22 protein-coding genes and 9 tRNA genes are annotated in these 25,196 nt (G+C 61.9%); 23 read left to right on the forward strand and 8 right to left on the reverse strand.

The genetic code is table 11. From position 1 onward, the window contains the following. Positions 1 to 183: 183 nt before the first annotated feature. On the reverse strand, positions 184 to 2,331 hold the full coding sequence (locus BM269_RS11150) for a TonB-dependent receptor (RefSeq protein ID WP_090437096.1): 2,148 nt from the start codon (positions 2,329 to 2,331) through the stop codon (positions 184 to 186). 90 nt (positions 2,332 to 2,421) lie between these two features. Here BM269_RS11150 and BM269_RS11155 point away from each other — a divergent pair, with 90 nt between their 5' ends. Both BM269_RS11155 and BM269_RS29425 read left to right on the forward strand, forming a co-directional pair. After that, entirely contained in the window at positions 2,422 to 3,567 is a 1,146-nt protein-coding gene (locus tag BM269_RS11155; RefSeq protein WP_090437097.1) for a PepSY-associated TM helix domain-containing protein, read from the forward strand. Continuing rightward, positions 3,564 to 3,725: a hypothetical protein gene (locus BM269_RS29425; RefSeq protein WP_170860346.1), complete on the forward strand. Its 162-nt coding sequence runs from the start codon at positions 3,564 to 3,566 to the stop codon at positions 3,723 to 3,725. The genes BM269_RS11155 and BM269_RS29425 overlap by 4 nt, the downstream gene beginning before the upstream one ends. A 9-nt stretch (positions 3,726 to 3,734) precedes the next feature. On the opposite strand, the gene BM269_RS11160 is transcribed toward BM269_RS29425, so the two are convergent. After that, entirely contained in the window at positions 3,735 to 4,214 is a 480-nt protein-coding gene (locus tag BM269_RS11160) for a GNAT family N-acetyltransferase (protein ID WP_090437098.1), read from the reverse strand. Between the two features lie 2 nt (positions 4,215 to 4,216). Beyond that, entirely contained in the window at positions 4,217 to 6,382 is a 2,166-nt protein-coding gene (metG, locus tag BM269_RS11165) for a methionine--tRNA ligase (protein WP_090437099.1), read from the reverse strand. Positions 6,383 to 6,464: 82 nt separating this feature from the next. Here metG and apbC point away from each other — a divergent pair, with 82 nt between their 5' ends. The 21 genes from apbC (at position 6,465) to BM269_RS11270 (ending at position 20,273) form a co-directional block, all read left to right on the forward strand. Further along, positions 6,465 to 7,547, forward strand: coding sequence for an iron-sulfur cluster carrier protein ApbC (gene apbC, locus BM269_RS11170; protein WP_090437100.1), 1,083 nt, complete (start codon positions 6,465 to 6,467; stop codon positions 7,545 to 7,547). Further along, positions 7,547 to 8,638: a WD40/YVTN/BNR-like repeat-containing protein gene (locus BM269_RS11175; RefSeq protein ID WP_090437101.1), complete on the forward strand. Its 1,092-nt coding sequence runs from the start codon at positions 7,547 to 7,549 to the stop codon at positions 8,636 to 8,638. Before apbC ends, BM269_RS11175 begins: the two co-directional genes overlap by 1 nt. Before the next feature lie 10 nt (positions 8,639 to 8,648). Continuing rightward, on the forward strand, positions 8,649 to 9,035 hold the full coding sequence (locus BM269_RS11180; protein ID WP_090437102.1) for a DUF4399 domain-containing protein: 387 nt from the start codon (positions 8,649 to 8,651) through the stop codon (positions 9,033 to 9,035). A gap of 128 nt (positions 9,036 to 9,163) precedes the next feature. After that, positions 9,164 to 10,558 (forward strand): glutamate--tRNA ligase, encoded by a 1,395-nt coding sequence (gene gltX / locus BM269_RS11185; protein WP_090437103.1) that lies wholly within the window; start codon positions 9,164 to 9,166, stop codon positions 10,556 to 10,558. A gap of 75 nt (positions 10,559 to 10,633) precedes the next feature. Then, positions 10,634 to 10,709 (forward strand) — tRNA-Ala (locus tag BM269_RS11190). A gap of 46 nt (positions 10,710 to 10,755) precedes the next feature. Next, positions 10,756 to 10,831, forward strand: a tRNA-Glu gene (locus BM269_RS11195). A 26-nt stretch (positions 10,832 to 10,857) separates the two neighbouring features. Continuing rightward, positions 10,858 to 10,933 (forward strand) — tRNA-Ala (locus tag BM269_RS11200). Between the two features lie 49 nt (positions 10,934 to 10,982). Further along, positions 10,983 to 11,058: transfer RNA gene (locus tag BM269_RS11205), tRNA-Glu, on the forward strand. 25 nt (positions 11,059 to 11,083) lie between these two features. Next, a tRNA-Ala gene (locus BM269_RS11210) sits at positions 11,084 to 11,159 on the forward strand. 32 nt (positions 11,160 to 11,191) lie between these two features. Then, positions 11,192 to 11,267: transfer RNA gene (locus BM269_RS11215), tRNA-Glu, on the forward strand. A 114-nt stretch (positions 11,268 to 11,381) separates the two neighbouring features. Beyond that, entirely contained in the window at positions 11,382 to 11,885 is a 504-nt protein-coding gene (locus tag BM269_RS11220) for a hypothetical protein (RefSeq protein ID WP_090437104.1), read from the forward strand. 81 nt (positions 11,886 to 11,966) lie between these two features. Then, positions 11,967 to 13,064: a cytochrome c oxidase subunit II gene (locus BM269_RS11225; protein WP_090437105.1), complete on the forward strand. Its 1,098-nt coding sequence runs from the start codon at positions 11,967 to 11,969 to the stop codon at positions 13,062 to 13,064. An 11-nt stretch (positions 13,065 to 13,075) separates the two neighbouring features. Continuing rightward, a complete protein-coding gene (gene ctaD, locus BM269_RS11230; RefSeq protein WP_090437106.1) occupies positions 13,076 to 14,884 on the forward strand; it encodes a cytochrome c oxidase subunit I in 1,809 nt (602 codons plus the stop codon). Then, positions 14,881 to 15,498, forward strand: coding sequence for a cytochrome c oxidase subunit 3 family protein (locus BM269_RS11235; RefSeq protein ID WP_229204595.1), 618 nt, complete (start codon positions 14,881 to 14,883; stop codon positions 15,496 to 15,498). Before ctaD ends, BM269_RS11235 begins: the two co-directional genes overlap by 4 nt. 3 nt (positions 15,499 to 15,501) lie before the next feature. Further along, positions 15,502 to 16,158, forward strand: coding sequence for a heme-copper oxidase subunit III family protein (locus tag BM269_RS11240; RefSeq protein ID WP_090437107.1), 657 nt, complete (start codon positions 15,502 to 15,504; stop codon positions 16,156 to 16,158). Between the two features lie 9 nt (positions 16,159 to 16,167). Next, on the forward strand, positions 16,168 to 16,503 hold the full coding sequence (locus BM269_RS11245; protein WP_090437108.1) for a cytochrome C oxidase subunit IV family protein: 336 nt from the start codon (positions 16,168 to 16,170) through the stop codon (positions 16,501 to 16,503). A gap of 39 nt (positions 16,504 to 16,542) precedes the next feature. Beyond that, a tRNA-Glu gene (locus BM269_RS11250) sits at positions 16,543 to 16,618 on the forward strand. A gap of 28 nt (positions 16,619 to 16,646) precedes the next feature. Further along, positions 16,647 to 16,722 (forward strand) — tRNA-Glu (locus BM269_RS11255). Positions 16,723 to 16,769: 47 nt separating this feature from the next. Continuing rightward, positions 16,770 to 17,921, forward strand: a complete 1,152-nt coding sequence (earP, locus tag BM269_RS11260; protein WP_090437109.1) for an elongation factor P maturation arginine rhamnosyltransferase EarP — start codon at positions 16,770 to 16,772, stop codon at positions 17,919 to 17,921. A 65-nt stretch (positions 17,922 to 17,986) separates the two neighbouring features. After that, complete coding sequence (locus BM269_RS11265) at positions 17,987 to 18,562, forward strand: elongation factor P (protein WP_055936174.1); 576 nt, start codon at positions 17,987 to 17,989, stop codon at positions 18,560 to 18,562. A gap of 133 nt (positions 18,563 to 18,695) precedes the next feature. Beyond that, positions 18,696 to 20,273, forward strand: a complete 1,578-nt coding sequence (locus BM269_RS11270) for an amidase (RefSeq protein ID WP_090437110.1) — start codon at positions 18,696 to 18,698, stop codon at positions 20,271 to 20,273. Between the two features lie 92 nt (positions 20,274 to 20,365). Here the strand turns inward: BM269_RS11270 and dbpA are convergent, their stop codons facing one another. The 5 genes from dbpA to BM269_RS11295 all read right to left on the reverse strand — a co-directional run bounded on the left by dbpA (position 20,366) and on the right by BM269_RS11295 (position 25,159). Further along, positions 20,366 to 21,775, reverse strand: a complete 1,410-nt coding sequence (dbpA, locus tag BM269_RS11275; RefSeq protein ID WP_090437111.1) for an ATP-dependent RNA helicase DbpA — start codon at positions 21,773 to 21,775, stop codon at positions 20,366 to 20,368. Positions 21,776 to 21,778: 3 nt separating this feature from the next. Next, positions 21,779 to 22,012, reverse strand: a complete 234-nt coding sequence (locus tag BM269_RS11280; protein ID WP_090437112.1) for a hypothetical protein — start codon at positions 22,010 to 22,012, stop codon at positions 21,779 to 21,781. An 82-nt stretch (positions 22,013 to 22,094) separates the two neighbouring features. Further along, positions 22,095 to 23,756 carry an acid phosphatase gene (locus BM269_RS11285; RefSeq protein ID WP_090437113.1) on the reverse strand — a complete coding sequence of 554 codons (1,662 nt, stop codon included), beginning with the start codon at positions 23,754 to 23,756 and terminating at the stop codon, positions 22,095 to 22,097. A gap of 126 nt (positions 23,757 to 23,882) precedes the next feature. Further along, a tRNA-Met gene (locus tag BM269_RS11290) sits at positions 23,883 to 23,959 on the reverse strand. Between the two features lie 48 nt (positions 23,960 to 24,007). After that, positions 24,008 to 25,159: a methyltransferase gene (locus tag BM269_RS11295; protein WP_090437114.1), complete on the reverse strand. Its 1,152-nt coding sequence runs from the start codon at positions 25,157 to 25,159 to the stop codon at positions 24,008 to 24,010. Positions 25,160 to 25,196 lie beyond the last annotated feature (37 nt).

Consider the following 25,196-nt stretch of genomic DNA (forward strand, 5'->3'; position numbering starts at 1 on the left):
TCTGATAATTTCTGATCTTTGCCGGAGGTTGCCATGCGTATCCTCGTCCTTGCCGCGCTCGCGGCAGCCATCACCCTTACTGCCTGCCAGAAACCGCCGCCCAAGCCGCCGAAACCCATTGCAGCCGCGAGCCAGTTAATGGCCTGAACGTGCCAGGAATTGGCGCGGCTGCCGGGCTTTACGTTAAAACTCGACGGTCGCTGAAACGGTTATCGTGCGTGGTGCACCGGCAACCAGGTAACCGGCGCCCGGATAACCGCCAGCCGACGCCCAATAATTCTTGTCGAATGCATTATCTGCACGTGCGCGTAAAATGACAGCGCGGTCCGCAATGCGCGTCGCATAAGCCAGGCCCAGGTCAATTCGCGACCACGACGGCAATTGCTGGGTATTCGCGCCATCGGCAAATTGTTTGGACGTATAAATCGCCCGTGCATTCAGGCTCATGCCCGGTACGCCCGGCATGTCCCATTCCGAACCCAGGTTAAGCTGGGTTTTGGGAACGCCGATTACTGCATTACCCTGGGTGGCTGGATCGGCAGTACGGCGCTGCTTGGCGTCGAGCAAGGTTAATCCCCCCAAAAGGCGCATGCCGCGCATGGGATTGCCAAAGACCGACAATTCAAGCCCGCGATTGCGCTGTTCGCCGAAAACGCCAAAGTGGCGGTTCTGGACATAGGCCGAAGGCATGCCGGTGGAAAATACCGCCGCGCTGAATCCCAATGAACCGGTGTCGACTTTCACACCCATTTCCTTCTGGCGCGAGTCGAAGGGAGCGAAAACGGCGCCAACATTGTCGATATCGGTGCCGGAGGCGACCGGCCCCTGTTGCAGGCCTTCGATGTAGTTGGCATACAGCGCTACACCTTTGACGGGCTTGAAGACGATGCCGGCGACCGGCGACACGGCGCTGTCATCATAGGCGGCGTTCTGGATACCCGTGTTGTAGTCATAGCCATAGACCTTCATTGCCTGGTGGCGCACGCCGGCAGTCAGCAGCCAGCGGCCATCGTCCAGTGCCATGGTGTCGGCGATGGCATAGCTCGACAGGATCTGCTTGCCGGTGCGCAGCGGATGCCCCATCTTGCCGCCCGTGAAGAAGGTCGCGGGCGGGGCGGCCACGTCGACCGGACGATACATATTGGTCGCGAAGCCGGTCAGGAAGTCGCTCATGGCATAGGCATTCTTCGATTCCTGCCAGTAGCCGGACATGGTCGCGCTCAGCCTGTGGCCGATGCTGCCGGTTTGCAGCTTGCCGCGCACGCCGGCTTCCCCGGTGCGCACATTGTCCTTCCGGGCATTGTCGAAGCGGTACATAGTGGCAGTGCCGTCCGCGGCGCTGACAGTTGGCGCTGCCAGGATGTTGAACTCGCTGCCGCTGCGCGCGCCCAGTGCGGCCCATGCCACGGCGTCCTTGGCCAGGTCCATTTCGCCGCGCAGGGTGCCGAACGTATCGCGTTCGTTTGACGTAGTCCACCTTTGTGCGAAATTGGACGATGCGTCCGGCGCCGCGGGCAGGGCAATGCCGCCGGCCACCGTCACGCTGGGGCGGGCGCCGGCCAGCTTGTGCTCCTGGTGGCCGATGTCGGCCGAGACGCGGAAAGCATCGCCGCGATAATCCATCGCAGCCGACAGCACGCTCAGTTCGCGGCCTTCACGGTCGATGGCGGTATCGCCGTCGCGGCGCACTGCGTTGATGCGCAGGCCGGTACGCTGCTCCAGGCCGAAGCGGCGGCCCAGGTCGAGCGCCGCGTAGCCCTGGCCGCCCGATTCCGTGCCCAGGGTCAGCGAGCTCAGGTCGCGGTTGGCTGCGCGTTTCGGCAGCAGGTTGATGGTGCCGCCGATGCCGCCGCCGCCTGGCTGGGCACCATTGATGAAAGTGTTGGCGCCGCGGAAGACTTCCACGCGCTCCAGCAGTTCGGAGGCAACGAACTGGCGCGGCAGCAGGCCGTACAGGCCGTTATAGGCGAGGTCATCCGAGTTCACGGCAAAACCGCGGATCACGTACAGCTCCTGGTAATTGCCGAAGCCGCGCGCCACGCGCACGGAAGGGTCGTTCTGCAGCACGTCGGCTATGGAGCGCGCCTGCTGGTCCTGGATCAACGCCTGGGTGTAGTTGGTGGTGTTGAAGGGCGTGTCCATCATGTCCATATTGCCCAGCAGGCCGAGGCGGCCGCCGCGCGCCACCTGGCCGCCGGCATAGGCCTTGGGCAGGCCCTCGGCCGAAGCATCGGCGGAGGCGCTGACCACCACGGTCGGCATTTCCTGCGCGCTTGCAAAACCACTGGCCAGGACAGCGGCGGCGAAGGCGAGGGGAGTGAGTTTGTACATGAGTGACTAGCCAAATTTAGTTGCGGAATGTAATATGCTAATCTAAATGCGAACTATTCGCATTAACATATCTTTACTTTTCGAGCCTTCATGAGTCCTCACACCACCCGCCGCTGGGCATGGATACACAAATGGAGCAGCCTGGTCTGCACCATTTTCATGCTGCTGCTATGCCTGACCGGCCTGCCGCTGATCTATCACCATGAGATCAGCCATGCGATGGGCTATGAGACCGAAGCGCCCGCCATGGCGGCCGATACGCCGAGAGCCAACGTCGATGAAGTGATCGCCGTGGCCAAGGCCCTGTATCCCGGCAAGATCATGATGTATATGTCGCAGGAAGCGGACGAGCCGAATATCTGGAACCTGACGCTGGGCGACCATCCGACCGATACCAATTTCAAGCCGGTCGCCATCGACGCGCGCACGGCCAAGGTGTTGGCGCAACACAACTTTGAAGACACTTTTCTCGGCGTGATGTTCCACCTGCACGTGGACTTGTACGCCGGGCTGTGGGGCAAGCTGTTCCTGGGTTTCATGGGCCTGCTGCTGGTGGTGGCGATCGTTTCGGGCGTGGTACTGTACGCGCCGTTCATGCGCAAGCTGGACTTCGGCACCGTGCGCCGCGACCGCGCCCCGCGCCTGAAGTGGCTGGACATGCATAACCTGCTGGGTATCGTGACCCTGGTGTGGGCGCTGGTGGTCGGTGCGACAGGCATGATCAATACCTGGGCCGACCTGCTGCTCAAATATTGGCAATTCACGGAAATGGCGGAGATGGTGGCACCGTACAAGAATCTGCCGCCGCCGGCCTCGCTGGCCTCGATGGACGACTCGATGCAGCGCGCGCTGGCTGCGGAGCCGGGCATGAAGATCGGCTTCGTCGCCTTCCCCGGCACGCCGTTCACCAGCGCTCACCATTACGGCATCTTCATGCGTGGCGACCAGGCGCTGACCTCGCGCCTGTACAAGCCGGTGCTGGTCGATGCCCAGACCGCGCAGGTAACCGACAACCGTGAGCTGCCGTGGTACCTGACCGCGCTGCTGATTTCGCAGCCGCTGCATTTCGGTGATTACGGCGGGCAGGCGATGAAGCTGTTGTGGGCCCTGCTCGATATCGCGACCATCATCGTGCTGGGCAGCGGTTTGTACCTGTGGCTGAAGCGCGGTGCTGCCGCGCCGGCGGCGGCCGAAGCCGCGCTTCCCGCAGCCGCGCTGGAGGGGCTCTCCAAATGAACTGGAAACTCTGGGGCATGCCCGTTTTGCTGGGCATTTCCACGGCCATCGGGCTTGGCTCGGCGCTGGTGGGTGATGGCTGGTGGGATGCCGTGTCCGCGCTCGCCCTTGGTGCGCCTGTCGCGGCCGGCATCTATTTCGGCTGGCGCCGGACCTGAATTGACCTGCTAGTGCCGAAGGTGGCGCCGCATGACCAGCGGGGCCGGCTCGAGCGGGTTGGCGTGGGAGTATTCCAGTTCTTCGGCCAGCGTGAATTCATAGGCGGTGTAGAAGTCGATCAGCTTGGGCTGGTCGCTGCGCACGGCCAGGCGCAGTTCTTCGATGCCGGCGGCCAGGGCGTGATGGATCACGGCTTCCAGCAGGTGCTGCGACAGGTTGGTGCCGCGGTAGCCGGCCACCACGCCCATGCGCAGGATTTCCCACACGTCGGGCTCCGCGTCGAGCGGCAGCCAGCGCACGGAGCCGATCGGCGTTTCGCCATCGAGCAAAATAAAACCGCCGCCGTCGCGCAGGTGGTCGGCGACGTAGACGGCGGTTTCACGGTGTCCGCTGGAGGTGACACTGACCTTGCCGGCCCACGCTTTGCGCGTGAGCTCGGCGATCAGGGGCGCGTCTTCCGCAGTCGCTTCGCGAACTATTATGTCCATGCTTAGCTGATGCGCATGCCCGGCGTGGCGCCTGGCCATGGGTTGAGGATGTAGATGCCGGGGCTGGCCTTCTCATCGACCGCGGAGGCGGCCATTACCATGCCTTCCGAAACGCCGAACTTCATCTTGCGCGGCGCCAGGTTGGCTACCAGGACGGTCAGCTTGCCGACCAGGTCTTCCGGCTGGTACATGGACTTGATGCCGGAGAAGACGTTGCGGTGGCGGCCTTCGCCCGCGTCCAGCGTCAGGCGCAGCAGCTTGTCGGAGCCTTCCACATGTTCGCAGTTGACGATTTTGGCAATGCGCAGGTCGACCTTGAAGAAATCGTCGACCGAGATTTCGGGGGCGATGACCTCGATGCCGGTCTCGGTGACCGCTGGCGCGGCAGGGGCCTTGGATTTGGCGGCTTTCTCCGGCTTGGCGGCAACTGCCGCAGGGGCGGCGGCTGCCGGCGCGGGGGCGTCGAACAGGTCTTCGATCATCTTCGCGTCGACGCGGGTCATCAGGTGGCTGTAGGCGCCGATGGTACGGCCCAGCATCGGCTGCCATGCGGCGCCGGATGCGACCGAGGTATCGGCCCAGGTGTATGCGGCGTCGTTCAGGAAGCTGCGCACATTGGCTGCAACGCCCGGCAGTACCGGCGACAGCAGGATGGTCAGCTGGCGGAACAGGATCAGGGCAGCGGTGCAGACGTCGTGCAGCTCGGCGACCTTGGTCTCGTCCTTGGCCAGGACCCACGGCTTGTTCTCGTCCACGAAGCGGTTCGCCACGTCGGCGATTTCCATGATTTCACGCAGGGCCTTGCCGAATTCACGCGATTCGAAATTGGCTGCGATGGAAGCCTGGCGTTCGGAACCATCTTCGGCCAGCAGGGCCTTCCTGACCCATTCCTGCGAAGCGGCGGACAGTTCCGACGCCAGCTTGCCGTCGAATTTCTTGGCGATGAAGCCTGCGCAGCGCGATGCGATGTTGACGAACTTGCCGATCAGGTCCGAGTTCACGCGCGCCACGAAGTCGTCGCCGGTGAAGTCCAGGTCTTCGACGCGGGAGTTCAGCTTGTAGGCCAGGTAGTAGCGCAGCCACTCCGGATTCATGCCCAGGTTCAGGTAGCGCAGCGGCGAAATGCCGGTGCCGCGCGATTTGGACATTTTTTCGTTGTTCACGGTCAGGTGGCCGTGCACGGCAACCTTCATGCGGTCGATGGTCGGGTGCTTGGCGAATTGCAGCATCGCCGGCCAGAACAGCAGGTGGAAGGACACGATGTCCTTGCCGATGAAGTGGATCTGCTCCGTGCCGGGATCGGCCAGCAGCACATCGTAGTCGAGGCCCTTCTTGCCGCAGTAGTTCTTCAGCGAAGCCAGGTAGCCGACCGGCGCGTCCAGCCAGACGTAGAAGTATTTGTTCGGCGCGTCAGGGATCGGGATGCCGAAGTAGGGCGCATCGCGCGAAATATCCCAGTCGGCCAGCTTTTCGCCGGCTTCGCCCAGCCACTCGGAAACCTTGTTCACCATCTCCGGCTGCAAACGGCCAGGGGTGTTCAGCCAGTCGCGCAGGAACTCGAAGCAGCGCGGGTCGGACAGCTTGAAGAAGTACTGTTCCGAAGGCTTCAGGATCGGGGTGGCGTTGGTGAACACCGAGAACGGGTTAATCAGTTCGGTCGGCTGGTAAGCGGCGCCGCACACTTCGCAGTTGTCGCCGTATTGGTCCTTGGCGTGGCACTTCGGGCACTCGCCCTTGATGTTGCGGTCGGCCAGGAACATGCCCTTGACCGGGTCGAAGAAACGGTCAACGGTCTTGGTCTGGATCAGGCCGGCTTCGCGCAGCTTGCGGTAAATACCCTGCGACAGTTCCACGTTTTCCGGCGAATCGGTGGAATACCAGTTGTCGAAGGCGATATGGAAGCCGTCCAGGTACTGCGGCCGGCCGGCGGCGATCTTGGCCACGAATTCCTGCGGGGTGATGCCTTCCTTTTCAGCGGCGATCATGATCGGGGTGCCGTGGGTATCATCGGCGCCCACGAAATGCACCTCGCGCAAACCATCGCCCTCGGCCTGCATTCGCTGGAAACGGACCCAGATGTCGGCCTGGATGTACTCCATCATGTGGCCGATGTGGAAGGCAGCGTTTGCGTATGGCAGGGCAGTAGTGACGAACAGCTTGCGAGTCATAATTGATGCGCTTGTAAGGTGGATAAAAAGAGCATTTTACCAGTGGATGCGCTAGACTGCGCCATCACCAATGGAGAATTGCATGAGTATCACTGTAGATGACGTCAAATCAGCACTGTCCAAAGTAATTGACCCTAATACCAATAAGGACTTTGTCTCCTCCAAATCGGTCCGCAACCTGAAGGTCGAAGGCGGGGAAATCACCCTGGATATCGAGCTGGGTTACCCGGCCAAGTCGCAAATCGAATCGATCCGCGCCAACGTGCTGGCTGCATTGCAGCCGCTGGGCGCGAAGGTCAGTCTGAGTGTCGCCACCAAGATCATTTCGCACTCCGTTCAGCGCGGCCTGAAGCTGATGCCGAACGTGAAGAATATCATTGCCGTCGCTTCCGGCAAGGGCGGCGTGGGCAAATCGACCACCGCTGTCAACCTGGGGCTGGCACTGGCTGCCGAGGGCGCCTCCGTGGGCGTGCTCGATGCCGATATTTATGGCCCGTCGCAGCCGATGATGCTGGGCGTCTCCGGCCGTCCGACCACGTCCGACGGCAAGACCATGGACCCGATGGAAGGCCACGGCATCCAGGTTTCCTCGATCGGCTTCCTGATCGATCCGGACGAACCGATGGTCTGGCGCGGCCCGATGGTCACCCAGGCCTTGCAGCAACTGCTGGAACAAACCAACTGGCGCGACCTGGATTACCTGATTGTCGACATGCCGCCGGGCACCGGCGACATCCAGCTGACGCTGTCGCAGAAAGTGCCGGTGACCGGCGCCGTGATCGTGACCACGCCGCAGGACATCGCGCTGCTGGACGCGCGCAAGGGCCTGAAGATGTTCGAAAAGGTCGGCATCCCGATCCTTGGCGTGGTGGAGAACATGAGCACCCACATCTGCTCGAACTGCGGCCATGTCGAAGAGATCTTCGGCCATGGCGGCGGCGAGAAAATGTGCGCCGACTTTGGCGTGGACTTCCTCGGTGCGCTGCCCTTGAAGCTGGCCATCCGCGAACAGGCCGATTCCGGCAAGCCAACCGTCGTTGCCGAGCCGGATGGCGCCGAAGCCGCTATTTACAAGGCGATCGCACGCAAGGTGGCGGTGAAGGTGGCCGAGAAGGCCAAGGATTTGAGCAGCAAGTTCCCCAGCATCGTCATCAAGCACGACTGATGCGGCGCACGCTCCCTTGCGCGGCAATCGCCGTACTGGCCGGCCTGGCCGCATTGGCGGGCTGCTCGGCGCCGCCTGTGTCCCTCGAATCGCCTGCGCCGGCCCGCGCGGCGGTGTGGATGCGGCAGCAGCACGCAGCCACCACCGAACTACGCGGCCTGTCCGTCCTGAGCGACAAAGTAGCCTGGGCCAGCGGGGCCAAAGGCACCGTGCTGCGCACGATCGATGGCGAGCATTGGACGCTGCTTGCGGTGCCGGAGGCGGAAGCTTTCGACTTTCGCGACATCGAAGCCTTTGACGCCCGAACGGCCATCGTCATGGGCGCCGGCCCTGGAGCCGCGTCGCGCATGTACCGCACGCGCGATGGCGGCGCCACCTGGCAGCTGCTGGTGGTGAATCAGGACGCGCAGGGCTTCTGGGACGCCATGGCGTTCTGGGATGCGCGCAACGGCATCGTTTTCGGCGACCCGGTGCGTGGTGCCTTCCAGGTCCTGTTGACGACCGACGGTGGCGAAAGCTGGCAGCCGGCGCATGATCCGCAAGGCCTGGCTGCGCTGCCGCAAGAGGGCGCGTTCGCCGCCAGCGGCACCTGCCTGAGTGTAGGCGCGGATGGCAAAGCCTGGTTCGTCACTGGCGGCGCGGCGCAGTCGCGGGTGTTCCGTTCGGCCAATCGCGGCCAAAGCTGGCAGTCGGCCACGCTGCCGATTCCCGCCGCGGCGGCAAGCAAGGGCGCTTTCTCGGTAGCCTTTGCCGGCCAAGGACTCGGCCTGGTGGCTGGCGGGGACTATAAAGAACCCGCACTGGGCACCTTGAACGGGGCGCTTAGCGGCGACGGCGGCGCAGGATGGTCGCCGGCACAGATCCTGCCATCGGGCTTCATGTCGGCGGTAGTGCCGGTGCCGGGGACGAGCAACAGCTTCGTCGCCGTTGGCCTGGCCGGTTCCGGGTACACCCGCGATGGCGGCAAAAGCTGGACAATTATCGAAACGGAAACGAAACTGAACGCCGTTGGCTTTTCCGCCTCCGGCGCTGGATGGGCAGTCGGGCCGAAAGGCCTGATCGTCAAATACGCAGGACCCCCTCTCAGATAAGGAGACAGACATGCAGAAGATTCTGGCGGCACTCGCAATGGCCCTGGTTGCCGGCGCAGCGGCAGCGCAATCGGTGGACTTCACCGAGCCCAAGAATGGCGCGGTAGTCAGCAGCCCGTTCAAGGTCAAATTTGCTGTCACCGGCATGGAAGTGAAGCCAGCCGGGACCATGGACAGCAACACCGGCCACCACCACCTGATCATCAATGGCGACAGCATGAAAGTCGGCGAATCGATCCCCTTTGACGAAAAGCACCTGCACTTCGGCAAGGGGCAGACTGAAACCGAGGTCACCCTGCCGCCAGGCACCTACAAGCTGACCATGCAGTTCGCCAACGGCGCCCACCAAAGCTACGGCCCCGGCCTGTCGAAGAGCATCAGCGTCACCGTCAAGTAATTGTTGAAAGTCGGGGTCAGCTCTGGCTTCTCGGGGAGATTTGCGCAAATCTCCCGGAGAAGCCAGAGCCGGCGCCGACTTTCATTACGGTAGAATTACGCCTTTATATTTTCTGCATTCCATTCGAAATGACTCAAGTCCGTACCCGTTTCGCACCCAGCCCAACCGGTTTCCTGCACCTGGGCGGCGCTCGCACTGCGCTGTATTCCTGGGCTTTCGCACGCCACTTCGGCGGCACTTTTGTATTGCGTATCGAAGACACCGACCTGGAGCGTTCGACACCGGAGGCGGTGCAGGCCATCCTGGATGGCATGGAGTGGCTCGGCCTGCAACATGATGAAGGCCCGTTCTACCAAATGAAGCGGATGGACCGCTACCGTGAAGTGGTGGCGCAGATGCTGGCTGCCGGTACGGCTTACCATTGCTACTCGTCGCCGGAAGAAGTGCAGGCCATGCGCGACAAGGCGACTGCCGCCGGCGACAAGCCGCGCTACGATGGCACCTGGCGTCCGGAAGAGGGCAAGACCCTGCCGCCGGTGCCGGCCGAGCGCAAGCCTGTGGTGCGTTTCAAGAACCCGCTGGAAGGCGATGTGACGTGGACTGACGTGGTCAAGGGCCCGATCACCATCTCCAACAAGGAGCTGGACGACCTGGTCATCGCCCGCCCGGATGGCACCCCGACTTACAACTTCTGCGTTGCGGTGGACGACTGGGATATGCAGATCACCCACGTGCTGCGCGGCGACGATCACGTGAACAACACCCCGCGCCAGATCAATATCCTGCGCGCAATCGGTGCCAAGCTGCCGGAGTATGGCCACCTGCCGATGATCCTGGGCTCCGACGGCGCCAAGCTGTCCAAGCGCCACGGCGCCGTCAGCGTGATCGATTACGCCGACAAGGGCTACCTGCCGGAAGCCATGCTGAACTACCTGGCGCGCCTGGGCTGGTCGCACGGCAACGATGAGCTGTTCTCGATGGCACAGTTCACCGAATGGTTCAACCTGGAGAGCCTGACCGCTTCGTCGGCGCAGTTCGACTTCGACAAGCTGGCCTGGGTCAATAACCATTGGATCAAGCAAGCCGACAACGCGCGCCTGGCCGAATTGGCCAGCAAGCCGCTGCTGGCCGGCGGGGCCGTCTTTGAAGGTGCGCCTGAACTGTCCACCGTCATCGGCTTGCTGAAGGACCGCAGCAACACCATCGTTGAACTGGCGGAAGCCGCAATGCTGTTCTACCGCGCGCCAAACCCGGATGCGGCCTTGATGACCCAGCATTACACCGATGCCGTGAAACCGGCCGTGGCCGATTTTGCCGCGCGCATCGCGACCGTTGAGTGGACCAAGGAAGCCATCGCCGCCATGATCAAGGAAGTGCTGGCGGCGCACGGCCTGAAGATGCCTCAGCTGGCCATGCCGCTGCGCTTGATGGTGGCCGGCCAATTGCAGACTCCTGCCATCGATGCAGTGCTGCAATTGTTCGGGCGCGACACCGTGGCAGCCCGCCTGGCGAAATTTGCGTAAATAATTTCGACAATCTTGCAAATTAGCATTTGCAATTTCAAGAAGGGCTGCTATACTTCTGTCTCCTTCGAAAACGGGGGTATAGCTCAGCTGGGAGAGCGCTTGCATGGCATGCAAGAGGTCAGCGGTTCGATCCCGCTTACCTCCACCAGTTTAGCGAAGGAAAAGCAGTAAAACGGTAGTAAAAGCAGTCCAGGGTCCCCATCGTCTAGAGGCCTAGGACATCACCCTTTCACGGTGAGTACCGGGGTTCGAATCCCCGTGGGGACGCCAAGAGCAGTAACAATCTGTGCCAGCATGGGGGTATAGCTCAGCTGGGAGAGCGCTTGCATGGCATGCAAGAGGTCAGCGGTTCGATCCCGCTTACCTCCACCAACGCGGCAGAGATTGAGCAGGAAAGTAGTAAAACAGGAAAGTCCATATGGTCCCCATCGTCTAGAGGCCTAGGACATCACCCTTTCACGGTGAGTACCGGGGTTCGAATCCCCGTGGGGACGCCAGCTTTTCGTATTATGTTGTGCCCAGGGGGGTATAGCTCAGCTGGGAGAGCGCTTGCATGGCATGCAAGAGGTCAGCGGTTCGATCCCGCTTACCTCCACCATCAACGGGCACAACGTAGCAATAGTCCAACAGGTCCCCATCGTCTAGAGGCCTAGGACATCACCCTTTCACGGTGAGTACCGGGGTTCGAATCCCCGTGGGGACGCCAGCATTTCTTCTTACTCCCATTTAAGCCTGCCTAAAAAACGTGCAAGCTTAACTCCTTTGCATCTTCGTGGTTTGCGTACTAATATGAGTTACGAACCCTGCACAGGAGGAAGTCATGGAACTTCGCGTGTTGCAATCGCATCGCTGGGTGGCGCGCCAGGCTGACTGGACGGCCGCAGCCATCGCCGGTTTCGGAGCCGGCGGTATCCTGATGTTGATGGAGTTGATATGGGCCACCGTGCAAGGCGGTGACCGATGGCTGACAACCCGGATGGTAGCGGCGATGGTCATGGGCTGGGAGGTGCTGCAAACCTCCGGCTACGACCTGGCAGTCGTGATCGCAGCGCTGGCAGTTCACTATATCCTCGGTATCACTTTCGCCATGATGCTGGCGGCCATCATCGCACCATTCCAGCTCGATTCGAGCCTGGGCTTGGTGACACTGGTCGGTGCGGCCTTCGGCGTGTTGCTGTATGTGCTGAATTTCTACGGCATGTCCGGCGCCTTCACCTGGTTTGCCGATCTGCGGGGGTGGGCCACTTTCGGCGCCCACGTGGTCTTCGGCGCCTGCTGCGCAATGTTCTACCGCATGTTGGAGCGGCCAGAAAAACGCGAATGAATAAGCCTTAGCAAGTGCGCCCCGCCAATGAGCGGGGCGTAGCCGTGTGTAGTTTTCCCATAACTAACCGGGCTTATCATTATGGCGTTGGCAATCTCTCTTATCCTGATTGTTCTTGGCGCGATTATTTTTCACTGGCTCAGCCCATGGTGGCTGACTCCCATAGCCTCCAACTGGCAGGCGATGGACGATGCTCTGATGATCACACTCGTGATCTGCGCCGCTCTCTTCATCATCATTCACCTGTTTGTCGCTTACGCCGTGGTCAAGTTCCGCCACCGCGAAGGCCATCGCGCCGCGGCGGAGTCGCATAACCGCAAGCTGGAGTGGTGGCTGATCGGTGCCACCTCGCTCGGTATCGTGGCGATGCTGGCGCCGGGCTTGCATGTGTATGCGAAGCTGATCGACCCGCCGCCGAACGCCAGCGTGTTCGAGGTGATGGGCAAGCAGTGGGATTGGCATTTCCGCTTGCCGGGCAAGGATAACAAGCTTGGCGTGACGGATGTGCGCTTCATCAATGCCACCAATCCTTTCGGCATCGATCCACAAGACCCGGCCGGGCAGGACGATGTGCTGGTCGATGGCAGCGAGATCCATATTCCGCTCAACCAGCCAGTCAAGGTGCTGTTGCGCGCGCAGGACGTGCTACACGACTTCTACGTACCGCAGTTCCGCACCCGCATGAATATGGTGCCGGGACTGGTGACCCAATTCTGGCTGACACCGACCCAGACCGGGCGCTTCGAAGTGCTGTGCGCCCAGCTTTGCGGGGTGGGGCATTCGAATATGCGTAGCGCGGTGGTGGTCGAGGAGCAGGCTGTCTACGATGCCTGGCTGGCGAAGCAGCCGACCTTCAGCGGCCATGGCGCGGTGGGCGGTGTCGGCGGACCTGCGGAGCCAGGCAAGCAGGGCAGGCTGATCGCGCAATCGAAAGGCTGCGTGGCCTGCCACAGTGTGGACGGTGCGCCGAGCGTCGGGCCGACCTGGAAAGGCCTGTTCGGCAAGCAGGAGACGCTGGAAGGAGGCGCCACCATCGCAGTGGACGAGGCCTACCTGAAGCAGTCCATCAACGACCCCAAGGCCCAGGTGGTCAAGGGCTTCCCGAACATCATGCCGCCCAATCCGCTAAGCGACGAGGAAATGGCGGCGATGATCGACTACATCAAGACTGTACGCTGAGGAGACCTCGCATGTCTTATGGTGAAGAGCACAGCCACGACGATGAAGGGCATCACGCACCGCAAAGCTTCTGGACCAAATATGTCTGGAGCCAGGACCACAAGGTTATCGCGATCCAGTACACGCTGACGGCGCTGTTCATCGGCACCGTCGGCTTGATCCTGTCGGACCTGATGCGCCTGCAGCTTGGCTTCCCCGGCAAATTCCAGTTCATCGACCCCAGCAGCTATTACCAGTTCATCACCATGCACGGCATGATCATGGTGGTGTACCTGCTGACGGCGCTGTTCCTCGGCGGCTTCGGCAATTACCTGATTCCGCTCATGGTCGGGGCGCGCGACATGGTGTTCCCGTTCCTGAACATGCTCTCCTATTGGTTCTACCTGCTGGCGGTGGTGGTGCTGTGCGTGAGCTTCTTCGTACCGGGCGGCCCGACTGGCGCGGGCTGGACCCTGTATCCGCCGCAGGCGATCCTGCCGGGCACGCCGGGTGTGGAGTGGGGCATCATCGTGATGCTTGTGTCGCTGGCGATCTTCATCGTCGCGGCCACCATGGGCGGCTTGAACTATGTGACCACGGTGCTGCAGGCGCGTACGCGCGGCATGACCCTGATGCGCATGCCGCTGTCGGTGTGGGGTATTTTCGTGGCGACCATCCTGGCGCTGCTGGCATTCCCGGCGCTGTTCGTCAGCGCGGTGATGATGCTGTTCGATAAGACGCTGCACACCAGCTTCTTCATGCCGGCCCTGGTCTCGATGGGCCAGCAGCTTGACTACAAGGGCGGCAGCCCGCTGTTGTTCCAGCACCTGTTCTGGTTCTTCGGCCACCCGGAAGTGTATATCGTTGCGCTGCCGGCGTTCGGCGTGATCTCCGACCTGATCAGCGTACATGCCCGCAAGTGCATCTTCGGCTACCGCATGATGGTGTGGGCGATCGTGATCATTGGCGCCTTGAGCTTCGTGGTGTGGGCGCACCATATGTACGTCAGCGGCATGCACCCCTGGTTCGGCTTCTTCTTCGCCACCACGACCCTGATCATTGCCGTGCCGACCGCGCTGAAAGTCTATAACTGGACGCTGACACTCTGGCGCGGCGACATCCATATGACGGTGCCGATGCTGTTCGCGCTCGGCTTTATCAGCACCTTCCTGATCGGCGGGCTGACCGGCCTATTCCTCGGCAACGTCAGCGTCGATATCCCGCTGTCGAATACCTACTTCGTGGTGGCGCACTTCCACATGGTGATGGGCGTATCCCCGGTTCTGGCCGTGTTTGGCGGCCTGTATCACTGGTACCCGAAAGTGACGGGCCGCATGTACAGTGAGACGCTGGGGCAGGCGCACTTCTGGATTACTTTCATCGGCGCGTATGCGATCTTCTTCCCGATGCATTACCTTGGCATTCTCGGCATGCCGCGCCGTTATTACGCCTATGAGAATTACGCCTTCATCCCCGAATCGGCGCACACGCTGAATGCCTTTATCTCGGTGGCGGCGCTGATCGTCGGCGTGGCGCAACTGCTGTTCCTGTGGAACCTGGCGTGGAGCGCGCGCAAAGGGGCGGTGGCTGGCGGCAATCCGTGGCGCGCCGCCAGCCTCGAGTGGTTCACGCCGCATACGCCGCCGGAGCATGGCAACTGGGGGCCCGAACTGCCGTCCGTGCATCGCGGCGCCTACGAATATGGTGTCGATGGACCCGGCGGCGACTACATCCCACAGAATGCCGGGCCTGAATACGGACCGGACCCGCATGCGCCGCCGCCAGCGCATCCGCCGGCACGCTCTGTGCCGCAGCACGATCCTGCGGAGGTGCCCAAATGAGCGCCAACGCTACGCTGCGCGGCAACGGCGATTTCCCGGGGCAGCCGGCCTGGCCGAATGGTGCGCGCCGCATCGGCCTGTGGGTCTTCATGGTGGTGGTCAGCACCTTGTTTGGCCTGTTCGGCGTCGCCTATATGATGCGTGCCGCTTATGAAGACTGGCGGCCGATCGCCTATGTGCCGTGGCAACTGTATTGCAGCACCGGCCTGCTGGTACTCTGCAGCCTGGCGTGGGAGCTGGCGCGGCGCCATGCAGCTGCCGGCCGGCGTGAGGCGGCGCGCGGCACCTCGATTGGCGCGCTGCTGCTGTCGGCCATGTTCGTGCTATCCCAGCTCTACGCATGGCAGGCGATGACGGCTGCCGACTATGGGGTCGCCGCCAATCCCGCCAACAGTTTCTTTTACCTGATCACCGGCCTGCACGCGCTGCACGTGTTGGGTGGCATGGTGGCGGGCACGTTCGCGCTGCGCCGGGCGGGGGAGGCGATCGGCCTGTGCGCGCAGTACTGGCATTTCCTGTTTGTCCTCTGGCTGGCGGTGTTCGCCTTGCTGTATATGGTGACGCCGGAATTTGTCAGGGCCTTCTGCACAACGATAGGCATTCCAGTGAGGTGAGGTATGGATACCGGCACCAACGATTTGAAAGGCTTCGTTTCCGACTGGGCGGGCGACCGCGTCGCGTTCCGCGTCCCGTGGGGCAAGGCGATGATGTGGATCTTCCTGCTTAGCGACACCTTCATCTTCGGCACCTTCCTCACCGGCTATATGTCGGTCCGCATGGCCACCACGTCGGCGTGGCCGAATCCCAGCGAAGTTTTCTCGCTCACCATTGCAGGCACCGATTACCCACTGCTGCTGATCGCGATCATGACGTTCGTGTTGATCACCAGTAGCGGCACGATGGCGATGGCGGTGAATGCCGCATATCAGCGCAATCGAAAACTGGCGGCGACCTTGATGATGGTCACTGCCGCATTCGGCGTCGTATTCGTCGGCATGCAAGCCTTCGAGTGGACCAAGCTGATTCACGAGGGCGTGCGGCCATGGGGCAATCCGATGGGTGCGGCGCAATTCGGCTCGTGCTTCTTCATGATTACCGGCTTCCACGGGCTGCACGTGTCGGCGGGCGTGATCTATTTATTGATCATCGCGCGGCGGGTGCTGAACGGGCATTACGAGAAAAAGGGTTATGACATCGTCGAGATCACCGGCCTGTATTGGCACTTTGTCGACCTTGTCTGGGTATTCATCTTTGCATTGTTCTATCTCTGGTAGGAGGTTGCCATGCCTGAAGCTACCGCCGCACATCAACAGCATCCGATAGGCACCTACGTCAAAGTCTGGATACTGCTGTTCGTTTTAAGCTTCTTCTCTTACCTGGTGGACTTCTTCCACTTGCAAGGCTTGTTGCGCTGGTCGCTGATCCTGGTGTTGATGGCGCTGAAGGCCGGCTTTATCGTCGCCGTTTTCATGCATATGAAGTGGGAGAGGCTGGCGCTGATCTTCGCGATTACCTTGCCGCCACTGGCGATTCTTGTGCTGGTGGGGATGATGTCGGCGGAGTCGCATTACGTGAACACGAATCGTGTTGAACACTTCGCCGTTGCGCCCTTGAAATGAGGCTTGCACGCTGATATAATTCGCGCACGCTTTTACGACGTCCCCATCGTCTAGAGGCCTAGGACATCACCCTTTCACGGTGAGTACCGGGGTTCGAATCCCCGTGGGGACGCCAAGTCATACAAGCGTAGTGCAAGTCCAGGGTCCCCATCGTCTAGAGGCCTAGGACATCACCCTTTCACGGTGAGTACCGGGGTTCGAATCCCCGTGGGGACGCCACAGATTAGAATGAAGCCGCCTAGTGCGGCTTTTTCATTTTCAGGCCTATGTCAACCAGCTTGTCTCTCGATCTATTTTGCAAAGTTGTCGATAACTTCGGCGACATCGGCATTTGCTGGCGCCTGGCGCGCCAGTTGCAGCGCGAGCACGGCATCGCCGTCACGCTGTGGGTCGATGACATGCGTACGTTCCAGCGCATCTGCCCGCAGGTCGACATGGCGGCGGAGCGCCAGCAAGTCGACCACATCGCCGTGCGCCACTGGACCTCGCAGGAGGGCGAGTTCAGCGCGGCCGACGTGGCCGACATCGTGATCGAATTCTTCGGCTGCGATATCCCGCCTGGCTATATCGCCGCAATGGCGCAGCGCCCGGAGCGCCCGGTGTGGTTGAACCTTGAAGGCTTGAGTGCGGAAGAGTGGGTGGAAGGCTGCCACAGCTTGCCGTCCCGGCATCCGCGCCTGCCATTGACGAAGTATTTCTTTTTCCCGGGCTTCACCGAAAAAACCGGCGGGCTCATGTACGAAAGAGGGCTTGAAGCCGAGCGCCTTGCCTTTATCTCCGATCCGGCTGCGGTAGCGGCTTTCCTGTCTTCGCTGGGTGTCAGGCAAACCGAGGCGGCGGCCATGAAGGTTTCATTGTTCTGCTATCCCTACGCGCCAGTCGCCGAGTTGTTCGCGGCGTGGTGCGGCGGCGAGCAGCCGGTGACTTGCCTGGTGCCGGAGGGAGTGGCGAGCGACGCCGTGGCACACTTCCTGGGTCAAGCGGCGGTGCCCGGTGCTGTGCGCAGCGAAGGTGCGCTGACGGTGCGCGTGCTGCCGTTCGTGCCGCAACAGGATTACGACAAGCTGCTTTGGTCCTGTGACTTGAATTTCGTGCGCGGCGAAGATTCCTGGGTGAGGGCGCAATGGGCTGGAAAATCCTTCATCTGGCACATTTACGCGCAAGACGAAAACCTGCACCATAAGAAGTTGCGCGCTTTCCTGCAGCGCTATGCGGCAGGCGGCGCGCTTGATGATTTTTCGCTGTGCTGGAATGGCGTCAAGGGCGGGGCAAGCGCGGGCGACTGGCCGGCCCTGTGGCAAGCGCTCGCGATGGCCATGCCTGAAATTTCGGCAAAGTCGTCGGAATGGCAACAAAAAATTCTGGCCAACGGCGATCTGGCCGCGAATTTGACTAAATTTTGTGCATCGCTCAGGTAATACATCAAATCCCCGTGCTATAATGCGCGGTTACTGCAACTCCCCTTAACCGGTATATATTCGCTATGAAATTCGCAAAAGAGATTCGTGTCGGCAACATCATCATGGTTGAAGACAAGCCATTCATCGTTCTGCGTTCCGACGTCAACGGCTCGTCCCGCACTGGCTTCACCTACAAATGGAAGATGAAGAACCTGCTGACCGGCTCCCCGCTGGAAAACGTGTTCCGCGGCGACGACAAGTTCGACGTGGTCGTTCTGGACAAGAAGCCAGTGACCTACTCGTACTTCGCTGACCCACTGTTCGTGTTCATGGACGAAGAGTACAACCAGTTCGAAATCGAAGAAGAGAACATGGGCGAAGCCGTCAACTACCTGAAAGACGGCATGGAATGCGAAGCTGTCTTCTACGACGGCAAGGCAATCTCCGTTGAGCTGCCAACCACCATCGCACGCCAGATCATTTACTCGGAGCCGGCAGTCAAGGGCAATACCTCGGGTAACGTGACCAAAGAAGCGAAACTGGAAAACGCCATCGAAGGCCGTAACTTCTCGATCCAGGTGCCACTGTTCGTATCGCAAGACGACGTAGTCGAGATCGACACCCGCACCCACGAGTTCAAGAAGGTCGTGCGCGGCTAATTGCAGCAGTTTGTTGCAATTACGCAATAGAAAGCCCGCGCAAGCGGGCTTTTTTGCTTTTAGGCAGTATTAATTACTTGCAAACTGCTGGTATTCTACTGGTTTGTGCTTTTCTTGATCGAGGGCGTACCAGATGGATCGAAGGGGTTTCGTGAAGTTGGGGCTGGCTGCCAGCGGGGCAGCTACTTTGCCGCGTACGCAGGCCGCAGTGCCGTCGGTGCTCGATGCCGGTGTCCAGCATCAGCAAGACCTGATGGCCGCGAACAAGCTGACCTCGCACGCACTCACGTCGCAATACCTGGCGCGGATCAATACGATCGACAAGTCCGGCCCGCGCCTCAATTCCATCATTGAAATCAATCCGGAAGCGCTGAAGATCGCGCGTGAGATGGATCGCGAACGCCACCAGCGCCGTGTGCGCGGCCCCTTGCACGGCATCCCGGTACTCCTGAAAGACAATATCGCGACTGCCGACCGCATGAGCACCACCGCCGGATCGCTGGCGCTGGCCGGTGTACGGGCTGCGCGCGACTCCCACGTTGCGGCGCGCTTGCGCGAGGCCGGCGCAGTGATCATCGGCAAAACCAATCTGAGCGAGTGGGCCAATATGCGCTCGAGCCATTCCGTCAGCGGATGGAGCGCGCGCGGCGGCCTGACCCGCAACCCGTATTCGCTCGACCGCAACTGCAGCGGTTCCAGCTCCGGTTCCGGCGCCGCGATCGCCGCCGGCTTGGCGACGCTGGCGGTCGGCACCGAAACCGACGGCTCCATCGTGTCGCCGGCATCGATCTGCGGCTTGGTGGGCATCAAGCCGACCATCGGCCTGGTAAGCCGCAGCGGCATCATTCCTATCGCTCACTCGCAGGACACCGCAGGCCCGATGGCGCGCAGCGTTTCCGACGCCGCGTTGATGCTGGCCGCGATGGCCGGCGTGGATCCGAGCGATCCGGCCACGCAGGATGGCGCAGGCAAGGGCGTTGATTTTTCATCGGTCATGAAACGCGATGCCTTGCGCGGCAAACGTCTCGGTGTCGCCCGCAATTTCTTCGGCGGCAGCGACGGCGTCGATGCCGAAATTGAAAAGGCGTTGGAAGCCTTGCAGGCCCAGGGCGCAATCCTGGTCGACGTACAGGTGCCCAACACGGAAAAATACGGCGACAGCGAAACCGAAGTGCTGCTGCACGAATTTAAAGTCGACCTCGCGGCCTACCTGCGCGACTACGCGCCGAACGCGAAGGTCAAGAACATGGCCGACCTGATTGCCTTCAACAAGCAGAACGCCAAACGTGAGATGCCATACTTCGGCCAGGAGTATCTGGAGCGCGCCGAAGCCAAGCCCGGCCTCGACAGCCAGGCTTACCAGGACGCCCTGGCCAACAACCGCCGCTACTCGCGGGAAGAGGGCATCGACCTGGTGCTGAAAGCGCATGAACTGGACGCCCTGGTGGCACCTACCGACGGCACCGCCTGGCTGACGGACTTCATCAACGGCGATCACTACGGCAAGAGTTTCTCTTCCCCGGCGGCGGTAGCCGGATACCCCCACATCACCGTGCCTGCAGGGTATGTACGCGGCTTGCCGATCGGCCTGTCCTTCGTCGGCACCGCCTTCAGCGAAGCGGCCCTGATCGGCATGGCTTACGCATTTGAGCAGGCGACAATGGTGCGCCGCGCCCCGCAATTTCCCGCCAGCGTTTCCGTCCGCCCATAATTGTCCACTCGGGGTCAGGAACGAAATGGACATTCGATTCTCTGCAGAAAAGAATGTCCACGGCGTTCCTGACCCCGGGTGGATATTTGTTTTTACACGTCAATAAAGCGCATCTTGAAGTTGCGGCCTTTGAAGCTGCCGAAGTCGCCTCCCTGCAGGGTGCTGGCGGCTTTCAGGCGTGCGAAGGCGTCGTGGGCGATGCGGCGGTCGAGTGCGACGTAGGTCTGGAATTCGGTGACGTTGATCTTGCCGACTTGTTCCTTGGTCAGGCCGCCGTCGCCGCACAGCGCGCCCAGCACGTCGCCGGCGCGCAGCTTCTCCTTTTTGCCGCCTGAGATGCAGAGCGTCAGCATGGGCGCCGGTTCGGCGTTGACGAATTCGTCTTCCGCCAGTTCCTTGATGTCGTGCCACTCGACAGGGGCGCCCTGGTAGTCCTCGATCAGCTTGACCCACTTCTTCTCGTTCGGCGCGCACAGTGTCAGCGACAGGCCCTTCTCGCCGCCGCGGCCGGTGCGTCCGATGCGGTGGATATGGACTTCGGTGTCGCGCGATACGTCGGCGTTGATCACCGCTTCCAGGTTGGCGATATCGAGGCCGCGCGCGGCGACGTCGGTGGCGATCAGGATCGAGCAGCTGCGGTTGGAGAACAGCACCAGGATTTCATCGCGCTCGCGCTGTTCCAGCTCGCCATACAGCGCCAGCGCCGAGAAGCCTTCGGCGTGCAGTTCGTCCAGTAATTCCTTGCAGTGCACTTTGGTGTTGCAGAAGATGATCGCGGAAGCCGGTTGGTAGTGCTTGAGCAGCTTGCCGACAGCCTTGTCGCGATCGTCGAAGCCGATCTCATAGAAGCGCTGCTCGATCTGGCCGCCGCTGTGCTGGGCTTCGACGGTCACTTCGACCGGATCGGCCAGGAAGGCTTCCGTGGCCTGGCGAATGTCGTCGGGATACGTCGCGGAGAACAGCAGGGTCTGGCGGCGCTTGGGGCAGGCGCGCACGATGCCTGCAATCTCGTCGTAGAAACCCATATCCGTCATGCGGTCGGCTTCGTCGAGCACCAGGGTGCGTACATTCGACAAATCGAGCGATTCGCGCGACAGGTGGTCGCGTACGCGGCCCGGCGTGCCGACCACGATGTGGGCACCGAATTCCAGCGAGGCGATTTGCGGCCGCATCGGCGTACCGCCGGTCAGCACCACCACCTTCACATTGGGCACGCAGCGCGCCAGGCGGCGCAGTTCATTGGCCACCTGGTCGGCCAGTTCGCGGGTGGGGCAGAGCACCAGGCTTTGCACGGCAAACCAGGCGGTATTCAGGTTGCACAGCATGCCGATGCCGAAGGCAGCGGTCTTGCCGCTGCCGGTCTTGGCTTGCGCAATCAGGTCGCGGCCTTCGATGATCGACGGCAGGCTTTGCGCCTGGATCTCTGTCATTTCGCGGTAGCCCAGCGAGTCCAGGTTGGCAAGGAGTTTTTCGGACAGTGGCAGGGTAGCGAAAGAGGTCATTTTTTAGTCCCGCCGCCAGATGGGCAGGCCGGTGAGGTCCAGGTTGGGATCATTTTGCCAGATTGGCAGCCCGCTGGCGTCGGTTGGACCGAGTTCACCCAGCAGTTCGAGTTGTTCCTGTTTGCGCGGAGAGCGGCGCACGCGCGGCGGCGGTGGAAGCTTGGCTTCCGCCGTCATCGGCTCGGCAGGCTCGAAGCCTGGCAGGTCGATTGTCGCGTTGTCTTTTTTATCTCTCATGAGTCGTCGCAGAAAACAAAAGCCCGGCTGAATCAGTCGGGCTTCCTTTTAGAACCGGCGGATTGTAACACGGGCAACCCTGTCAACGGAAGGCGAGGGCTCCCGTCAGGTCACCCGGCGGCAACGCACCACGCTCCGCGAAGGCTTTGTTTCGCTCCGCCAGGCCTTCCAGCAATGGCAGGCCGTGCAGGCGGGTGATGAAGCGCAGGATCGAGGTGGTGTCGTAGAAGCTGTGGTCCACCGTGGACTTCTTGGCGAACGGCGATACGATAATCGCCGGGATGCGCGAGCCTGGACCCCAGCGGTCGCCTTGCGGCGGTGCGACGTGATCCCACCAGCCGCCGTTTTCGTCGAAGGTCACCACCACCACCATGTTCTCCCATTGCGGGGACTTTTTCAGGTGCTCCAGCACGTTGACGATGTGCTGGTCGCCCGATTCGATATCCGAATAGCCGGCGTGCAGGTTCAGGTTGCCCTGCGGCTTGTAGAAGCTGACCGCCGGCAGTTTTCCCGCCACTACATCGGCCAGGAATTTGTTCGAGATCGGGCTGTCACCCAGGCCGCCATCGCGGATGTGGGCGGCGCGTTCGGGGGTGCCGGGTGCGAACTGCTTGAAGTAGCTGAACGGCTGGTGATGGTATTGGAAGTTTGGCTTGCTGCCGCCGCCCTTGTGGTCCAGCGCGGCCTGGAAAGCGCCGCCATACCAGGCCCAGCTCACGCCCTTGCGCGACAGCAGGTCGCCGATCGTGTCGTACGTCTGGGGTGGCAGGTAGCTCGGATCCTCCGGATTGGCGTGCATCGGATCGCCGCCCGGCGCCGGGCGCACCCAGCTTGGCTGATAGGGCGGGGCCATGGTATTGACCGCGAAACCGTCCGGCGTGATGGCGCCATCGTTCACATAATGCGGCTTGCCTTCCAGCGCGGTTTTCGGACTTTTTGGATCGAGCGCCAGGGTGTGGCCGGTCGGGCCGTCCGACAGCACGGCGATCTTGCGTTTGGCCGGGCTGTTGGCCGCATCCGGGTAGACTGGGCAGCGGCCGGAGACCAGGAATTGGTGGTTCAGGTAAGAGCCGCCGAAGGCGGCCATGAAGAAGTTGTCGCACAGCGTGTACTGGCGCGCCACCTGCCACAGGCCGAGGTTCTTTTCCATCTCGCCGTAGTAGCCCATGACCATGCCGCCGGTATTGCCCCAGGCGACGAAGTGGTCGTTCTTGCCGCCGTTGATCTGCATCTGGTTCTGGAAGAACAGGTGCCACAAGTCGCGCGTGATGACCGATTCCGGCAGCGGCTTGCCTTCCGCGTCGACCAGCTTGAACGGCGCGTTCGGCAGGCCGGTTAGCTGGTCCTCTTTCAACTCATAGCGCTTGCCGGCGATGTCCTGCGGCACCGGTACCAGGCCGCCCCAGACTTTCGGCAGGGTCGGCAGGATGCTGCCGTCGTAGTCGCGCTGCTGGTAATCTGCCGGCTTCAGGGCCGACATCGGCGCGGCCAGGCCGGGGAAGTCGGCGAACAGGTTGTTAAAGCTGCGGTTCTCCAGGTAGATCACCACCACGTTCTTGATGTTGGCCTGCAGCTTGTCGTCCAGCGAGATGGCTTTGGCTGGCCTGGCCGATTTCGAGGCGGGGGCGGCGGTCACGCCTGGCAGGCTGGCTGCAAGGCCGGCGGCACCGGCTGCCTGGAAGATGCGGCGGCGCGCAGGGCTGGCCGGCTGGTCTTGTGTCACTTGCTTCGATTCGTCGTTCACGCCTTGCTCCTTGCGGTTCTTGTCGCGTGCAATTGTGACAGTTCAACTATAAAAAGGCGAGGGTGCCGGCTGGGCGTACCCGGAAATGAAAAAAGGCCGTTGCGTAAGCAACGGCCTTTTTGAATCTGGTTGCGGGGACAGGATTTGAACCTGTGACCTTCGGGTTATGAGCCCGACGAGCTGCCAGACTGCTCCACCCCGCGTCTGAGGCAAGCATTATAGCTCGCTCATCGCGGTTCCGCAAGGTCGATTTATGCGATGCCCAGACGCCACAGGGAAGTGACTTCTGCCGAGCGGGCTGCATGCAGGGGATCGCTGGCGTCGCCGGCCTTCGGATGGACTGGGCGGGCGTCGAGGCGGCCCAGCACATTGAGGCCGGCGGCACCGATCCACTCTTCCAGTTCGGCGCGCGAACGCAGGCCCAGATGCTCGGCCAGGTCCGACAGGATCAGCCAGCCTTCACCGCCAGGCGTCAGGTGGGCCTTCAGGCCGGCCAGGAAACCGCGCAGCATGCGGCTGTCAGGGTCGTACACCGCCTGCTCCACCGAGGAGTTGGGGCGGGCCGGGACCCATGGCGGGTTACAGACCACCAGCGCCGCCTGGCCGGGTGGGAACAGGTCCGCTTCCAGCAACTCGACCTGATTGTCCAGCATCAGGCGCGACAGGTTGTCGCGCGCGCAACTGAGGGCGCGACGGTCCATATCGGTCGCAACCACGTGTTTCACGCCGCGTTTGGCCAGCACGGCCGACAGCACGCCGGTGCCGGCGCCAATATCGAAGGCCAGTTCCGCAGCACCTTTCGGCAGCGGCGCATCGGCCACCAGCTGCACGTATTCGCCGCGCACCGGCGAGAACACACCGTAATGCGGGTGGATGCGTTCGCCCAGCGCCGCCACGGGGACGCCGGCCTTGCGCCACTCGTGGGCGCCGATCAGGCCTTGCAGCTCACGCAGGGAAATCACGAAGGCATCCTCGCCGCGGCCATAGGCTTCGTTGCAAGCCAGCACGACGTCCGGTGCGCGGCGCAGGGGAATGCGGTAGCCCGGTTCGAACGGGATCAACAGCATGGCCAGGGTGCGGGCGCGCTGGGACTGGGCCTGGCGGTGCAGGTGGAATGCCTCGGTGGCGCTGGCCGGCGTTTTGGCTGCGGCCTCCTTGCGGCCCTTGCCGCCTTTGGCTTTCTTATGGTCGGCACGCCGCGCCAGCGCTTGCAGCAGTTGCCGCGCGTTCTGGAAATCGCCGCGCCACAGCAGTGCGGTGCCTTCGCAGGCGAGGCGGTAGGCGACGTCGGCGTTCATGGTGTCGTCGGCGACCTGCACGCGCTTGGGCGGCGGGTTGCCCGATTCGGAATGCCAGCGCGCGGAGCGCGGCTCGCCTTGTTCTGTCCAGTGGATTTCTTGCATAGTGACCGAAGTGTAAACGGCGAAACCGCCTGAAAAG

The organism is Duganella sp. CF458, assembly GCF_900113115.1.
Lineage (GTDB): Bacteria > Pseudomonadota > Gammaproteobacteria > Burkholderiales > Burkholderiaceae_D > Rugamonas.

Coding starts and splice junctions, on each gene's coding strand:
- BM269_RS11150 (WP_090437096.1), bottom strand. CDS start 2,331: ATGTACAAACTCACTCCCCTCGCCTTCGCCGCCGCTGTCCTGGCCAGT.
- BM269_RS11155 (WP_090437097.1), top strand. CDS start 2,422: ATGAGTCCTCACACCACCCGCCGCTGGGCATGGATACACAAATGGAGC.
- BM269_RS29425 (WP_170860346.1), top strand. CDS start 3,564: ATGAACTGGAAACTCTGGGGCATGCCCGTTTTGCTGGGCATTTCCACG.
- BM269_RS11160 (WP_090437098.1), bottom strand. CDS start 4,214: ATGGACATAATAGTTCGCGAAGCGACTGCGGAAGACGCGCCCCTGATC.
- metG (WP_090437099.1), bottom strand. CDS start 6,382: ATGACTCGCAAGCTGTTCGTCACTACTGCCCTGCCATACGCAAACGCT.
- apbC (WP_090437100.1), top strand. CDS start 6,465: ATGAGTATCACTGTAGATGACGTCAAATCAGCACTGTCCAAAGTAATT.
- BM269_RS11175 (WP_090437101.1), top strand. CDS start 7,547: ATGCGGCGCACGCTCCCTTGCGCGGCAATCGCCGTACTGGCCGGCCTG.
- BM269_RS11180 (WP_090437102.1), top strand. CDS start 8,649: ATGCAGAAGATTCTGGCGGCACTCGCAATGGCCCTGGTTGCCGGCGCA.
- gltX (WP_090437103.1), top strand. CDS start 9,164: ATGACTCAAGTCCGTACCCGTTTCGCACCCAGCCCAACCGGTTTCCTG.
- BM269_RS11220 (WP_090437104.1), top strand. CDS start 11,382: ATGGAACTTCGCGTGTTGCAATCGCATCGCTGGGTGGCGCGCCAGGCT.
- BM269_RS11225 (WP_090437105.1), top strand. CDS start 11,967: ATGGCGTTGGCAATCTCTCTTATCCTGATTGTTCTTGGCGCGATTATT.
- ctaD (WP_090437106.1), top strand. CDS start 13,076: ATGTCTTATGGTGAAGAGCACAGCCACGACGATGAAGGGCATCACGCA.
- BM269_RS11235 (WP_229204595.1), top strand. CDS start 14,881: ATGAGCGCCAACGCTACGCTGCGCGGCAACGGCGATTTCCCGGGGCAG.
- BM269_RS11240 (WP_090437107.1), top strand. CDS start 15,502: ATGGATACCGGCACCAACGATTTGAAAGGCTTCGTTTCCGACTGGGCG.
- BM269_RS11245 (WP_090437108.1), top strand. CDS start 16,168: ATGCCTGAAGCTACCGCCGCACATCAACAGCATCCGATAGGCACCTAC.
- earP (WP_090437109.1), top strand. CDS start 16,770: ATGTCAACCAGCTTGTCTCTCGATCTATTTTGCAAAGTTGTCGATAAC.
- BM269_RS11265 (WP_055936174.1), top strand. CDS start 17,987: ATGAAATTCGCAAAAGAGATTCGTGTCGGCAACATCATCATGGTTGAA.
- BM269_RS11270 (WP_090437110.1), top strand. CDS start 18,696: ATGGATCGAAGGGGTTTCGTGAAGTTGGGGCTGGCTGCCAGCGGGGCA.
- dbpA (WP_090437111.1), bottom strand. CDS start 21,775: ATGACCTCTTTCGCTACCCTGCCACTGTCCGAAAAACTCCTTGCCAAC.
- BM269_RS11280 (WP_090437112.1), bottom strand. CDS start 22,012: ATGAGAGATAAAAAAGACAACGCGACAATCGACCTGCCAGGCTTCGAG.
- BM269_RS11295 (WP_090437114.1), bottom strand. CDS start 25,159: ATGCAAGAAATCCACTGGACAGAACAAGGCGAGCCGCGCTCCGCGCGC.